This is a genomic window from Micromonospora sp. NPDC048898 (genome assembly GCF_043198035.1).
GTDB lineage: Bacteria > Actinomycetota > Actinomycetes > Mycobacteriales > Micromonosporaceae > Micromonospora.
Genome location: NZ_JBICUF010000006.1, coordinates 57,292 through 69,061 on the forward strand (window position 1 = coordinate 57,292; position 11,770 = coordinate 69,061).

Below are 11,770 nucleotides of genomic sequence, written 5' to 3' on the forward strand. Positions count from 1 at the left end.
TGACCGGGGGTCGCACCACCGTCGGCCGGGCCCTCCGCGCCACCGTCAGCGCCACCGTCCTGGTGACCGGGGGTCGCACCACCGTCGGCCGGGCCCTCCGCGCCACCGTCAGCGCCACCGTCCTGGTGACCGGGGGTCGCACCACCGTCGGCCGGGCCTTCCAGGCCGCCGCCGCCCGTGGTCTGCATGTCGTCGTCGTTGAGTGCCATCGGTACTCCCTCGGGTGTGCCGCCCCGCCGTACGCCGGGGTCCGTCGTGCTGCGGGTGGTACCCCACGCGCGATCTTCTCTAACCCTCACCGTAGACGTCGAAGCGGGGCGACACGGGCGGTTCGCGGGCGGCGGCGCAGAGTGTCAGGATGGGACGGTGATCCTGGTCGGTACGTCCGGTTGGCAGTATCGGGACTGGCGGGGCCGCTTCTATCCGCGGCAGCTGCCACAGCGGCTGTGGCTGGAACACTTCGCCGACGGGTTCGCCACCGTGGAGGTCAACAACGCCTTCTACCGGCTGCCCGAGCGGGACACCTTCGCCGCCTGGCGGGCCCGCACCCCGGCGGATTTCTGCGTCGCGGTGAAGATGAGCCGCTATCTCACCCACATCAAGCGGTTACGGGACCCGGCCGAGCCGGTGGCGCGGTTCCTCGGGCGTGCCACCGCACTCGGTGACCGGCTCGGCCCGGTGTTGGTGCAGCTGCCACCGAACCTGCGGGTGGACGTCGAGGCGCTCGACGCCACACTGCGGCTGTTTCCCGCCGAGGTGCGGGTCGCGGTGGAGCCGCGGCACCCGTCCTGGTGGACCGCCGCCACCCGGGCGGTGCTGGAACGGCGTCGGGCGGCCCTGGTCTGGGCGGACCGGCTCGGACGACCGGTGGCCCCACGCTGGCGCACCACCGACTTCGGCTACCTGCGGCTGCACGAGGGCCGGGCCCGACCCTGGCCCCGGTACGGTCGTGCCGCGCTGCGGTCCTGGGCGCACCGGCTGGCCGACGCGTTCGGCGCGGACGAGCCGGCGTACGTGTACTTCAACAACGACCCGGGCGGCGCCGCCATCGTGGACGCCGTGTCGTTCGCCGCGCTCGCCCGTCGGACCGGGCATCCGGTGTCCCGGGTGCCGACCCCCGCCGAGGCGGACACCTCCGGCGACTGAGCCCGCCCGACGACGGCGACTGAGCCCGCCCGACGACAGTCGGGCGGGCTCGGACGCGTCAGGTCGTCAGGGCATCATCGTGGCCAGGTCGGCGGGCATGGTGTCCTTCACGTCCTGCCACTCGCCCTGGGTGACGTGTCGGCGCAGGGTGTCGAGCACCACCTGCGTCACCCGCTCCGGGCCGCCCTCCGCGTCGTACGGGAAGCCCTGGCGGACCTCGTAGAGGAAGTCGTCCCGGTTGAGTTTGATCGGCACGTCCGACGGGACCCACCCGTCGAAGTAGATGCCCCGCACCAGCACCGGCAACTGCTGGGCGAACTCCACGCTCTCGTCCACCGGCAGCCGGTCGCGCAGCAGGTGCAGCACCGTGCGCAGCGCCGCGTACGACTGGTTGCGCCGATCCTTCGGCCAGCCGTAGGCGTTCTCGATGTCCTTCAGGATGAGGTTCGTCTTGTCCAACGACGATTCGAACGCTGAGATCATCGCGTCAGCCATCGGTCGACCCCCGTTCCGTGCTGTCCCACCGCCGGTCGTCGCTGCGACGCGGCGGCCCGACCGGGCCACGGCGGGCCCGCACCGGGCTGCCCTGCGGGGCGCGCCGGGCGTTGTCGGGTGTGCCGACCACGTGCAGGACGGCTCCACGCCGTCGATCCGTCACCACTCGTACCGTCATCCCCGTCACCTCCGTGTCGTCTCCGGTGGCGGCCACCCTCCGGCCGGCCGCACCCACCGTGTCCACCCTGCCGGCGGACGGGGTGAGCCGGCCCCACCCCGATCGGGTGAGCCGACGGTCAGTCCGCCCCGAGCAGCCCGGCCAGGGTCGTCGCGTTGGTCTGCGCGTAGTCCCGGTAGCAGTTGTTCATCAGCACGTGGGTCTGGCCGGCCTGGTCGGCCAGCTCGCGCAGCTTCGGCGCCCAGTCGGCCAGCTCCCGCTTGGAGTAGTGGTAGCCGAACTTCTCGTGGATGTCCTTGCTTGTCCACTTGTCGCTGTGCCCGTGGAACCGCACGACCGCGAGGTCCGCGGTGGCGGCCAGCACCGGGGGCAGCGACGAGCGGTGGCCCTGCGGCATGTCCACGCAGACGTACGGCAGGTCGTGCTCGCGCAGGAAGGTCAGGGTCTCGTCGGCGTTGTCGCCGTCGAACCAGGAGGCGTGCCGGAACTCGTAGACAGCGCGTAGCGGCGCGCAGCGCTTCGCCACCTCCAGCAGGTACTGCTTGTTGGCCCGCTTGATGGTGAACCAGGGCGGGAACTGGAACAGCAGCGCGCCCAGCTTGCCCGCCTCGACAAGTGGGTCCAGGGCGGACAGGAACCGCGTCCAGACCTCCTCGTACGCCTGCGCGGGCAGGTCGTCGGGGTAGACGTTCTTCTTGTCGGTCTCCGGTCGCAGGTCCTTGTAGAGGGCGCTGACCCGGGTCGGGTGCCCGGTCAGCAGGCTGAACGCCTTGATGTTGAAGGTGAACCCTTCGGGGGTGCGCTCGGCCCACAGCCTCGCGGTCGCCTCGGCGGGCGGGGAGTAGTAGGTCGCGTCCACCTCGACGAGCGGGAACTGGCGGGCGTAGTAGGCCAGTCGCTTCTCCGGGGTGTCCGCGGTCTGCGGATACCACCCCGAGTCCAGCAGGGTGCGGTCGGTCCAGGACGCGGTGCCCACCAGGATGTCACCCATGGGTGAAGTCCATCGCGTTGTGGACCGACCGGCAACCGCTGGCGTCGCTCAGGCCGCTCGCCGTTCACGGGTCTGCTTGCAGGACACGCAGGTGGTGGCGGCCGGGAAGATCTCCAGCCGCTCCACCGGGATCGCCGCCGAGCACCCCTCGCACCAGCCGTAGGTGCCCTCGGCGAGCCGGCCGAGGGCGTGCTCGTACTGGGCGCGGCGGTCGAGGATGGTACGCAACAGCGACTGCGCGGTGTCCCGCTCGGCCGTCTTGGTGCCGCTGTCGGCCTGGTCGTCGCCGGCGGTGTCGCCGACCTCCACCAGCCGCAGCACCTGGCTCTGGAGCACGGCCTGGTCGTACTCGGCGGTCAGCTCGTCGTAGCGCGCCTGCAGGGAGAGCCGAATCTGGTCGATCTCCGCCTGCGGACGGGTGGTACCGACCGTGTCGTGGACGAGCATCGCTGCCTGCCTTTCCTGGGCCTGTGGCTCACGGGAACCGGGTGCCGGCGGCGTCGTGCCCCGGTCACGGTCGCGTTCGGTACGCGGGCGGTCACCCGCGCTCTGTGAGCCGGGCGAGTACCCGCCGGACGAGCCGAACAAACCGACGGTTTCCCGACTGTTGTCAGGCGTCGCCGTTGGCCTCCACGAGCGCCGGGTGGCGGGGGTCGTCGGCCCGGACCACCACGTCGGCGAAGCTCGCCGGAACGACCTCCTCGGCGTACCTGTCGAAGGCGGGCAGCGCCCACTCCTGGGCCGGGTCGGTACGGCGGCGCAGTGCCGCCGGGGACAGCTGCAGGTGGACGGTGACGTCGAAGGGCAGGCCACCGCCGAGCAGCAGTGGGCCGCTGACCAGGACGACACCCCCGGGTGGCAGGTGTACGTACCGGGCGCGGCTGGCCCGGTCGGCGTCGGCGTCCCAGAGTGACGGGAGCAGCCGCCCGGTGCCGCCCGCACCGGCCGGGTCGAGCACCTCCCGACGCAGCCCGGCCTCGTCGACCCAGTTCTCGTAGAAGGAGTCGGGGTTGGTGCGGCCCAACTCGAAGCGCAGCGACGCGGGGCGGAGGAAGTCGGTGGCGCGTACGTGCAGCACCGGACGACCCCGGGCGCGTAGGGGGTCGACGAGCGCGGCGGCCAGGTCGTCGGCGCCGGCGGCGGGAGCGCCGTCCACCGCCACCCGCAGCCGGGCCGCCCCGGCGGCGTCGGTCGCGGCGCGGCTCGCGGCGTCGGCAAGCCGGCTGGCCAGCTCGTCGACGAGCAGGTCGGGCGAGATGGGGCGGATGCGCACCGGACCATCCTGCCCCGTGCCGGGCGGGTCGGTGACGCCGGTCAGCCGGTGCGGTCGATGGTGACCCGGGCGTCGTCGGCCAGCCGGTAGCCCACGCCGTAGACGGTGGTGACCAGCGGTACGTCCACACCCACCTTGCCGCGCAACCGACGCACGTGCACGTCGACGGTGCGGACGCCGGCGTGCTCGTAGCCCCAGACGGCGTTGAGCAGTTGCAGCCGGGTGAACACGCGGCGGGGGTGGGCGACCAGGTGCAGCAGCAGGTCGAACTCCAGCCGGGTCAGCGGCAGTGGCTCGTCGTCGCGCAGCACCGAGCGGGACGAGGCGAGGATGTGCAGGGCCGGAATGGTCGGGCTGAGCGCCCGGGCCGACGACCGGTTGGTGGGTGCCTGGTCGGGCCGGCGTTCGGCCGGGACGGCCCCGGTGATCACACCTTCGCCCCGCTCCAGCATTTCGCGGGCGGCTTCGAGCAGCCGGCGTGCCGCCGGAGTCAGCGACTCCTCAGAGGCCAGCGGGATGGACAGCGTCACGGTGAGCACGGGCGCGGCGGTGTTCGCCGGGCGACGTTGGCCGCCGGGAGGTCGACCGGGCACCGAGGGTTGGGACGTATGCCATCCGGCGCGCGACGAGGCAGGGCTGACCGACATGGTCCTCCTTGGGCTGATCCGGGTATCTCCCCACGGCCCGGGACGCCGCTTCATCGATGTTTCCCGGCGCTCGGGCGAGGGTCAAGAGGCGGCCGCGTTGCATGACTGTGACAATTGACTTACACATCGGAGCCAGGTGCTCGCTCTGCGTGTGAGGTCAGATGATTACAGCAGAGCCCACAAGATGCGCCGTTACGGGGGTCCCCGTCCGGTTCACCTGGGCGTTCGCACGACCGCCGGCCCGGCGCTCAGCGGCTGTGGTCCACGCTGATCCGCGCCTCGTCGGCCAGCCGGTAGCCGACTCCGTAGACAGTGGTGACCAACTCCGAGCCGGCCAGCTTGGCGCGCAGCCGGCGCACGTGCACGTCCACGGTCCGGGCCACCGCGTGCTCGTAACCCCAGACGCTGGACAGCAACTGGAGGCGGGTGAAGACCCGGCGTGGCCGCTCGGCCAGGAACAGCAGCAACTCGTACTCGATGCGGGTCAGCGGGACGACCCGGCCGCCGCGGCGGACCAGCCGCGAGCCGGCCAGGATGTCGACGTGGTCCGCGTCGGCGGACGGCTCGGCGCTGGCCGGACTCGGGACCGGTCCCGGCCCCGGCGCGACGTTCTCGACGGTACGCAGCTCACCCTCCCCCGACTCGGCGAACTCACCGAGCAGTTGCACGAGCCGGGCCAGCCGCGGGCTCAGCGGCCCGGGGGCGAGGTCGAGGGTGATGGTCAGGGTCGGCGCGGTGCGCGGCCGTGCGGGGCGAAGCCCGGGGTGACGGCGCGTGGGGATGGCGACGACGGACATGGTGCCTCCTGAGTGGCGGTACGCCTGCCACGCCCGGTGGGGCGTGACAGTCAGTGGCGCGCCCACCCGGTGTTGACCGGGGGCGCGAGAGGGGTGCTGCGGTGCAGCGGGGTCGGGCCGAGGGCCGGCAGACCGGCGATCCGCCAGGCGGCGAACCCACCCGCCACGTCGGTGGCCCGGTGCAGGCCGATGTCCTGCAGGGCGGCGGCGGCCAGCGACGAGGTGTAACCCTCCTGGCAGAGGATCATCACCGGCACGTCGTAGTCGACCGCCTCCGGCAGCCGGGCCGGACAGCGCGGGTCGAAGCGCCACTCCAACACGTTGCGCTCGACCACGAGCGAGCCCGGCACCATGCCGTGCGCGGCCCGCTGCGCGGCCGGCCGGATGTCGACAAGCAGAGCTCCGGCCCGGTACGCCAGGTGTGCCCGCTCCGGGTCCAGCCGGTTGAGGCGGGCGCGCGCGGCGCCCAGGATCTCGTCGATGCCCCGAGAGCCCGGCGGCGGCACGGGGGCCGGACAGTGCTCGGCGGTTAGCTGCATCATGGGTTCCTTCCAGTGACAGGAGTGGATCGTGCGTGGCGGGCGCTCACCAGGACCGGCCGGCCTCGGCGACCTCGGCGACCCGCAGTCGTCCGTCGACGAGGTGATAGCGGGTCATCCGCAGCAGCGCCGGCCGGTAGACGTGCACGCTGACCGCCGGCATCGACCCATGGTTGGTCACCTGGTGCACGTGTCGGGGGCCGAAGCGACGACCGACGCCGGCGGCCAGCAGCCGTGGGCGCAGCCGACCGGCGCTGACCGTCTCCTCGGTGAGCGTGCCGTGGACGACGCGGAACGCTCCGGCGGAGCCACCGTGGTCGTGCAGGTCGGTGCCCTGCCCGGGCAGCCAACTCAGCGCCCACACCTCGTGGTCGTCGCCGACGTCGAGGCGCGCGTACCACCGCTGGGCAGGGTCGAAGCACAGGGCGACCGGCCAACCGGCCGGGTCGGCCCACCGGGCGGCGACGGTGAGCAGGTCGGGCTCCGGGCGGCGGTGCGTCATGGCGGTTCCTCGCGGGTCGTTCGGCGGGTGCCCTCGTACTCTAGACGGCAAAGCCTATAGGTTTAGTAGGTAATACCGCCTGGTGGGACGCCGACTCACCCCCGACGATCAGCGCAGGACCGGCGGGTCCGCCCGGTAGCCGGGCACCGAGGGCCACCGCACGGTCAGCACTACCGACGCGCGCTCGGCGTACCAGGAGTGGTCCACGCCCCGACCCCACACCACGTAGTCGCCGGGCGCCGCCAGCCGTACCGTCCGGTCCGGCAACTCCACCCGGAAACACCCCTCGACCAGGACGAGCAGGGTGGTACGCCGTTCCCCGGTCGCCCACCGCGAGCGGGCCTGCCCGGGCGGGTGCACGCCCCACTTCACCTCGACGTCGGTGCTGTGCCGGATCTCCCCCGGCGGGGCGAAGTGCCCGAGCAGCCAGCCGGCGTTGGTGGCACCGTCGACGCCCGCGTTGCCCACGTACACCGTCTCCGCCATCGGACCCTCCCCCAGCGCGCCGGCCGAGCAACCTACCAGGACCGCGGCGACTAACCTGGACCGGTGACCGACCACCTCGACGCCGAGACGCTGGCGTTCGCGCACCGGATGTTCGACCTGGCCCGGGCCGGCTCCACCGAGGAGTTGGCCGCGCAGCTCGACGCCGGCCTGCCCGTCAACCTCACCAACGACAAGGGCGACACGCTGCTGATCCTGGCGGCGTACCATGCCCACCCGGACACGGTGGCCGCCCTGCTCGATCGCGGCGCCGACCACTCCCGGGCCAACGACCGCGGCCAGACCGCGCTGGCCGCCGCGGTCTTCCGCAGCAGCACCGAGGCGGTCCGCGCGCTCCTCGCCGCCGGCGCCGACCCGGCACACGGCAACCCGTCGGCCCTGGAGACCGCGACGTTCTTCGACCTGCCGGAGATGGTGGCGCTGTTGCACGCCGACTGACACCGGCGCCGACATACCGGTATACAGGGTCGGTGGAAGATCCGCTGCCCGAGCAGATGCGCGCCGCCAGCACCTCGCTGCTGGCCGCGCTCGACCCCGCCGCCCGCGAGAGCGCCGCGCACCCGTTCGACGACGAGTCGGCCCGACGCTGGTTGGAGTACCGGCCCCGACCCCGGCCCGGCGTCTGCCTCGCCGAGCTCGACATCGCCGGCCGCAAGGCCGCGCACCGACTACTGGCCACCGCGCTCAGCCCCTCGGCGTACGCGCAGGCGATGGCGATCATCTCACTGGAGGAGGTGCTGGACCGGGCCGAGGACTGGCAACGTGGGCGGCACAGCGGTGACTACTGGATGGCCGTCTTCGGCGATCCGGCGCGCGACGACCGCTGGGCGTGGCGGCTGGAGGGACACCACCTGTCGGTGAACATGACAGTGGTGGACGACCAGGTCTCCCCCGCGCCGATCTTCTTCGGCGCCAATCCGGCCGCGGTCCGGTACGCGGGCCGCCCGGTCTCCCGCCCACTCGGCGTCGAGGAGGACCTGGCACGGGCTCTGCTCGACGCGCTGGGGCCGGCCGAGCGGGGCGCCGCGATCATCGCCGACAAGGCTCCGGCGGACATCATCAGCGCCACCCGTGGGCAGGTCGACGGGCCGCTGGAACCCCTCGGCGTGTCGGCCGCCCGGCTGGGGCCGACCGGCCGCGCGTTGCTCGACCAGGTGGTCGCGGTCTACCTGGACCGACTGCCGCCCGAGCTGGCCGTGCGGGAGGCGGCGCGCGTCGGTGCCGGCCAGTTGCACTTCGCCTGGGCCGGCCCGACGACGCCCGGCCAGCGGCACTACTACCGGGTGCAGGGCGACGACCTGCTCATCGAGTACGACGACACAAGCGCCGACGGCAACCACGCGCACACCGTTCTGCGCCGCCCCGCCAGCGACTTCGGCGCCGACATCCTGGCCACCCACCACCAAACCCACGAACACTGACCCCACCCCACCCCCGCCCCCGCCCCCACCTGGCGTCGATCATGGAGTTGTGGTGGGTGACTTGCCCCGGTGCGCGGCTTCTGTTCGGCACCACAACTCCATGATCGACGGCGCTTGGGGGTCAGGGGCGGGTGGCTTCGACGAGGAAGCGCTGGGCGTGCGCCACGAAAGGGCCCTCACGGGTTATGCGGGTGTGCAGGGCGTGCAGTTGTGCGCGGTAGCGGTCCACGGTGAAACCGGGCACCGTCCAGATCACCTTGCGCAGAAACCACACCACCGCCCCGACGTCGGCGAAGGTCGCACGCAGGGTGGCCCGACGCAGGTCGACCACCCGCAGCCCGGCGGCCTCGGCAGCGGCAACCGCGTGCTCGGGGTGCCGCTGGGTCGGCGGCGGCAGCGGACCGAGAATCGCCGCACTCAACTCCCGCATGGTGCCCGGCCCGATCTGCTGCGACAGGAACGTGCCGCCGGGCCGCAACACCCGCGCCGTCTGCGCCCAGTCGGTACGCACCGGGTGCCGACTGACCACCAGATCGAAGGACGCGTCGCGAAACGGCAACGGCCCGTCCTGTGCGACCGCCACCACCGTGGCGCCCACCCGGCGCAGGGTCCGCCGGGCAACCTGCACGTTCGGCGGCCAGCCCTCGGTCGCCGCCAGCAGCCTCGGTGGACGCGGCACCTCGGCGAGCACCTCCCCACCGCCGGTGTCCACGTCCAGTGCCGCGTCGGCGCGAGCCATCCGGTCCGCGACCAGCCGGGCGTACCCCCACGGTGGACGCTCCTCGGTGGCCCGGCCGGCAAGCCAACCGAAACCCCAACCGTCGACCGGCGCGGCAGCACCCTGCGCGATCAACTCCTCGGCCTCATCCATGGCGTTCACGGCGATCAGCCTCGCCGGCCGGCAACGCGGCCGGCAACTCAATTGCCTACTGCCCAGCCGAGCGGGCCCAGCAGACCGGGAAAACTCAGCGGACCGCGCATGCTCACCGGACCAGGTCCGGCCAGGCCAGGCCGGGCCACGCCGGGCCAGGCCAGGCCGGGCCGGGCCACGCCGGGCCGGGCCACGCCGGGCCGGGCCACGCCGGGCCACGCCGGGCCACGCCACGCCGGGCCACGCCGGGCCGGGCCACGCCGGGCCGGGCCACGCCGGGCCGGGCCACGCCGGGCCGGGCCACGCCGGGCCGGGCCACGCCGGGCCGGGCGGGGCCGGCAGGCCCGGCGGCTGCGCGGGAGAAGGTCCGGCCGTCGCGGGCTACGTCTGGCGGTCGCGGAGAGCGGCCGGGCGGCGACGAGGGTCGGTACGGGTGTTGGCTGGCGGTGACAGACCTCAGCCGAGCCCCAGGTTGTGCTCTTCGAGGGCGGTCTGGAGGATGCCGAGCGCCTTGGGCCCCATGCCGTGCAGCTTGGCCAACTCCGACCGGGGGACGCCGGCGAGTTGGCGCAGCGTGGTGTAGCCGGCGCCGTGCAGGGCACGCGTCGCGGGCGCGCCGATCTTCGGAAGTGTGTCCAGCGGCGAGGTCATTCGCGGATGATAGTGACCAGCTCCGACACGGCCCGGCTCCGCGCGGCGGCCCCACTCCGAATCAGGGGCGTGGGCGGGACATCTCCACCGTGGAGCCGGCAAGCGTGTCCAGGCCGCCGGTGTCGGCGCGGCCGGTGTCGAACTGGCGCATCAGCCGGGCGCCCAGGTGCACGCCGACCCCACCGACGGCCAGGGCGACCAGCTCGGTGATCAGGATCGCGGCGGACGCGCCGCGCTGCGGGGAGTGCGACCGGACCAGGCAGGTGAGCAGGAACATGGCGGCCATCACGGTGTTCACCAGGTTGAAGGCGATCGCCGTGCGGCGGGTGTGATCACCCGGCACGTCCCACAGGTCCACCATCCCGGCCACCGCGGTCAGGGCGGCGGCGACGAGGGCGGCGACGGCCGTCCAGTAGCCGACCTCTCCCAGGAAGGCTGGCCCGCCGAGGACATCGGTGAGATCGAAGACGGCCGTGCTGACGAAGAGCCCGAGCGGGAACGTCACGAGCATCGGTTGGATGGGGTGGCCCTGCACGCGCAGCCGGCTCTGCATGGATCCTCCCCCGGGTCGGCGCACCTCACCTGACCCAGAGTGCTACCCCAGCCCGGTCACCGTGAAACGACGCCGCCCGACTCCTCACCAGCGGGGAGAACGGGCACCAGGCCGGGTGATCGACTCGGTTTTCAGAAAACCGGGTCATCCACGAGCCCCGGACACCCCGACTTCAGGAAACCCGAGTCGATCAACGGCCGGCCAACGGCCCGACGGCCCGGGCGGCCCAAGCGGCCAGCGGCCCGAGCGGCCCGAGCGGCCCCACCGGCCCGAGCGGCCCGACCGGCCGGTGCTCAGGTGTCGCGCTGGCGGGAGACCGTCCGGACCAGCCGCTCGGCCACCTCCCGGAGCGGGATGTCCAGCGACGACGCGGCGGTACGCAGCACCTCGAGGGCCTCGGCGGGCGGGCAGCCGCGCTGGGTCATGATCACGCCGACGGCCTGGCCCACCACACCGTCGTTCAGCAGCGAGGCGTCCCGAACGCCGGCGAGCACGAGTTGCCGGTTGCGGTCGCGGACGGCGGCCAGCAGCAGGCCGGCATGTTCGGCGAGCAGCATCGCGGTCAGCTGGTGCTGTGGGGTCAGTACGTCCGGGGAACCGGCGTAGAGGTTGATCGCCCCGATCACCTGGTCGTCGATGTCGACCGGCGCGGAGATCACCCCGTGTACGCCGAGGTCGCGGGCGCGTGCCGTCCAGACCGGCCAGCGGGGCTCACCGGCCAGGTCGGCGGCGAGGATCATCTCGCGGCGGTGGATGGCGCTCATCGCCGGCGAGTCCGGACCGTGTCGCAGGTCGTCCAGGCCGGCCAGCCGCTCGTCGGAGGCGGCCACGCCGGCCGGTTCGCCGGCGCGCAGGGCGGTGAACCCGCACCAGCGCACCCCGGCCACCGCGTCCCGGGTGACCCGGACCAGCGCCAGCAGTGCCTCATCAAAATCGGTCAGCGCGATCAGGCCGGCGGTCAACTCCCGCAACAGTGCGGCGGTTTCCAGGACGCCGAGACTCTGCGCCACCGGCTCCCGCGTGTCGAGGTTCACCGGTCCGCAGCCTCCGTGCACCCTCGCGCCTGCCCAGCGGGCATCGTCACCTGTGTCATCGTCTGCTCTCTCCCGACGTAACCGACCAGCCCTACTACCCTGCGTGACCCGGGTCGAAACGGCGCAATCAGGGCCCCTGCCGCCGTGGACGCACGGCGACAGGGGCCC

19 protein-coding genes are annotated in these 11,770 nt (G+C 73.1%); 3 read left to right on the forward strand and 16 right to left on the reverse strand.

The features are described 5' to 3' along the window. The coding region (locus ACGFIQ_RS17940; protein ID WP_393244818.1) for a hypothetical protein at positions 1-209 on the reverse strand (209 nt) is incomplete at its 3' end. A 157-nt stretch (positions 210-366) separates the two neighbouring features. Between ACGFIQ_RS17940 and ACGFIQ_RS17945 the strand changes: the two genes are divergently transcribed. Further along, positions 367-1,146 (forward strand): DUF72 domain-containing protein, encoded by a 780-nt coding sequence (locus ACGFIQ_RS17945; RefSeq protein WP_393244821.1) that lies wholly within the window; start codon positions 367-369, stop codon positions 1,144-1,146. Positions 1,147-1,212: 66 nt separating this feature from the next. On the opposite strand, the gene ACGFIQ_RS17950 is transcribed toward ACGFIQ_RS17945, so the two are convergent. From ACGFIQ_RS17950 to ACGFIQ_RS17995, 10 genes are all read right to left on the reverse strand, one after another. Further along, entirely contained in the window at positions 1,213-1,641 is a 429-nt protein-coding gene (locus tag ACGFIQ_RS17950) for a DUF2267 domain-containing protein (protein ID WP_355029128.1), read from the reverse strand. Next, positions 1,634-1,819 (reverse strand): hypothetical protein, encoded by a 186-nt coding sequence (locus tag ACGFIQ_RS17955; RefSeq protein WP_357074184.1) that lies wholly within the window; start codon positions 1,817-1,819, stop codon positions 1,634-1,636. The genes ACGFIQ_RS17950 and ACGFIQ_RS17955 overlap by 8 nt, the downstream gene beginning before the upstream one ends. A gap of 118 nt (positions 1,820-1,937) precedes the next feature. After that, positions 1,938-2,810 (reverse strand): DUF72 domain-containing protein, encoded by an 873-nt coding sequence (locus ACGFIQ_RS17960; protein ID WP_393244824.1) that lies wholly within the window; start codon positions 2,808-2,810, stop codon positions 1,938-1,940. Between the two features lie 48 nt (positions 2,811-2,858). Further along, a complete protein-coding gene (locus ACGFIQ_RS17965; protein ID WP_357074189.1) occupies positions 2,859-3,257 on the reverse strand; it encodes a TraR/DksA C4-type zinc finger protein in 399 nt (132 codons plus the stop codon). Positions 3,258-3,420: 163 nt separating this feature from the next. Further along, positions 3,421-4,083, reverse strand: a complete 663-nt coding sequence (locus ACGFIQ_RS17970; RefSeq protein WP_393244826.1) for a uridine kinase — start codon at positions 4,081-4,083, stop codon at positions 3,421-3,423. A 41-nt stretch (positions 4,084-4,124) separates the two neighbouring features. Next, the gene (locus tag ACGFIQ_RS17975; protein ID WP_393244828.1) at positions 4,125-4,730 is read right to left on the reverse strand and encodes a winged helix-turn-helix domain-containing protein; all 606 of its coding nucleotides are present in this window, start codon (positions 4,728-4,730) and stop codon (positions 4,125-4,127) included. A 248-nt stretch (positions 4,731-4,978) separates the two neighbouring features. Continuing rightward, positions 4,979-5,527, reverse strand: coding sequence for a winged helix-turn-helix domain-containing protein (locus ACGFIQ_RS17980; protein ID WP_393244830.1), 549 nt, complete (start codon positions 5,525-5,527; stop codon positions 4,979-4,981). A 50-nt stretch (positions 5,528-5,577) separates the two neighbouring features. Further along, positions 5,578-6,069 carry a rhodanese-like domain-containing protein gene (locus ACGFIQ_RS17985; protein ID WP_393244832.1) on the reverse strand — a complete coding sequence of 164 codons (492 nt, stop codon included), beginning with the start codon at positions 6,067-6,069 and terminating at the stop codon, positions 5,578-5,580. A gap of 43 nt (positions 6,070-6,112) precedes the next feature. Beyond that, on the reverse strand, positions 6,113-6,568 hold the full coding sequence (locus ACGFIQ_RS17990; RefSeq protein ID WP_393244834.1) for a cysteine dioxygenase: 456 nt from the start codon (positions 6,566-6,568) through the stop codon (positions 6,113-6,115). Between the two features lie 108 nt (positions 6,569-6,676). Then, on the reverse strand, positions 6,677-7,054 hold the full coding sequence (locus tag ACGFIQ_RS17995) for a signal peptidase I (RefSeq protein WP_393244836.1): 378 nt from the start codon (positions 7,052-7,054) through the stop codon (positions 6,677-6,679). Positions 7,055-7,117: 63 nt separating this feature from the next. On the opposite strand from ACGFIQ_RS17995, the gene ACGFIQ_RS18000 reads away from it, so the two are divergent. Both ACGFIQ_RS18000 and ACGFIQ_RS18005 read left to right on the forward strand, forming a co-directional pair. Further along, positions 7,118-7,510, forward strand: coding sequence for an ankyrin repeat domain-containing protein (locus ACGFIQ_RS18000; protein ID WP_393244838.1), 393 nt, complete (start codon positions 7,118-7,120; stop codon positions 7,508-7,510). A gap of 32 nt (positions 7,511-7,542) precedes the next feature. Continuing rightward, complete coding sequence (locus ACGFIQ_RS18005) at positions 7,543-8,493, forward strand: DUF3500 domain-containing protein (protein WP_393244840.1); 951 nt, start codon at positions 7,543-7,545, stop codon at positions 8,491-8,493. 121 nt (positions 8,494-8,614) lie between these two features. Here ACGFIQ_RS18005 and ACGFIQ_RS18010 read toward each other — a convergent pair whose 3' ends face one another. The 5 genes from ACGFIQ_RS18010 to ACGFIQ_RS18030 form a co-directional block, all read right to left on the reverse strand. Further along, on the reverse strand, positions 8,615-9,364 hold the full coding sequence (locus ACGFIQ_RS18010; RefSeq protein ID WP_393245433.1) for a class I SAM-dependent methyltransferase: 750 nt from the start codon (positions 9,362-9,364) through the stop codon (positions 8,615-8,617). A 112-nt stretch (positions 9,365-9,476) separates the two neighbouring features. Beyond that, on the reverse strand, positions 9,477-9,683 hold the full coding sequence (locus ACGFIQ_RS18015) for a hypothetical protein (RefSeq protein WP_393244842.1): 207 nt from the start codon (positions 9,681-9,683) through the stop codon (positions 9,477-9,479). A 137-nt stretch (positions 9,684-9,820) separates the two neighbouring features. Then, entirely contained in the window at positions 9,821-10,015 is a 195-nt protein-coding gene (locus ACGFIQ_RS18020) for a DNA-binding protein (protein WP_393244844.1), read from the reverse strand. 61 nt (positions 10,016-10,076) lie between these two features. Then, a complete protein-coding gene (locus ACGFIQ_RS18025) occupies positions 10,077-10,568 on the reverse strand; it encodes a DUF2231 domain-containing protein (RefSeq protein ID WP_393244846.1) in 492 nt (163 codons plus the stop codon). Between the two features lie 293 nt (positions 10,569-10,861). Beyond that, positions 10,862-11,602 carry a GAF and ANTAR domain-containing protein gene (locus tag ACGFIQ_RS18030; RefSeq protein WP_393244848.1) on the reverse strand — a complete coding sequence of 247 codons (741 nt, stop codon included), beginning with the start codon at positions 11,600-11,602 and terminating at the stop codon, positions 10,862-10,864. Positions 11,603-11,770: the final 168 nt, after the last annotated feature.

Coding starts and splice junctions, on each gene's coding strand:
- ACGFIQ_RS17950 (WP_355029128.1), bottom strand. CDS start 1,641: ATGGCTGACGCGATGATCTCAGCGTTCGAATCGTCGTTGGACAAGACG.
- ACGFIQ_RS17955 (WP_357074184.1), bottom strand. CDS start 1,819: ATGACGGTACGAGTGGTGACGGATCGACGGCGTGGAGCCGTCCTGCAC.
- ACGFIQ_RS17960 (WP_393244824.1), bottom strand. CDS start 2,810: ATGGGTGACATCCTGGTGGGCACCGCGTCCTGGACCGACCGCACCCTG.
- ACGFIQ_RS17965 (WP_357074189.1), bottom strand. CDS start 3,257: ATGCTCGTCCACGACACGGTCGGTACCACCCGTCCGCAGGCGGAGATC.
- ACGFIQ_RS17975 (WP_393244828.1), bottom strand. CDS start 4,730: ATGTCGGTCAGCCCTGCCTCGTCGCGCGCCGGATGGCATACGTCCCAA.
- ACGFIQ_RS17980 (WP_393244830.1), bottom strand. CDS start 5,527: ATGTCCGTCGTCGCCATCCCCACGCGCCGTCACCCCGGGCTTCGCCCC.
- ACGFIQ_RS17985 (WP_393244832.1), bottom strand. CDS start 6,069: ATGATGCAGCTAACCGCCGAGCACTGTCCGGCCCCCGTGCCGCCGCCG.
- ACGFIQ_RS17990 (WP_393244834.1), bottom strand. CDS start 6,568: ATGACGCACCGCCGCCCGGAGCCCGACCTGCTCACCGTCGCCGCCCGG.
- ACGFIQ_RS17995 (WP_393244836.1), bottom strand. CDS start 7,054: ATGGCGGAGACGGTGTACGTGGGCAACGCGGGCGTCGACGGTGCCACC.
- ACGFIQ_RS18010 (WP_393245433.1), bottom strand. CDS start 9,364: ATGGATGAGGCCGAGGAGTTGATCGCGCAGGGTGCTGCCGCGCCGGTC.
- ACGFIQ_RS18020 (WP_393244844.1), bottom strand. CDS start 10,015: ATGACCTCGCCGCTGGACACACTTCCGAAGATCGGCGCGCCCGCGACG.
- ACGFIQ_RS18025 (WP_393244846.1), bottom strand. CDS start 10,568: ATGCAGAGCCGGCTGCGCGTGCAGGGCCACCCCATCCAACCGATGCTC.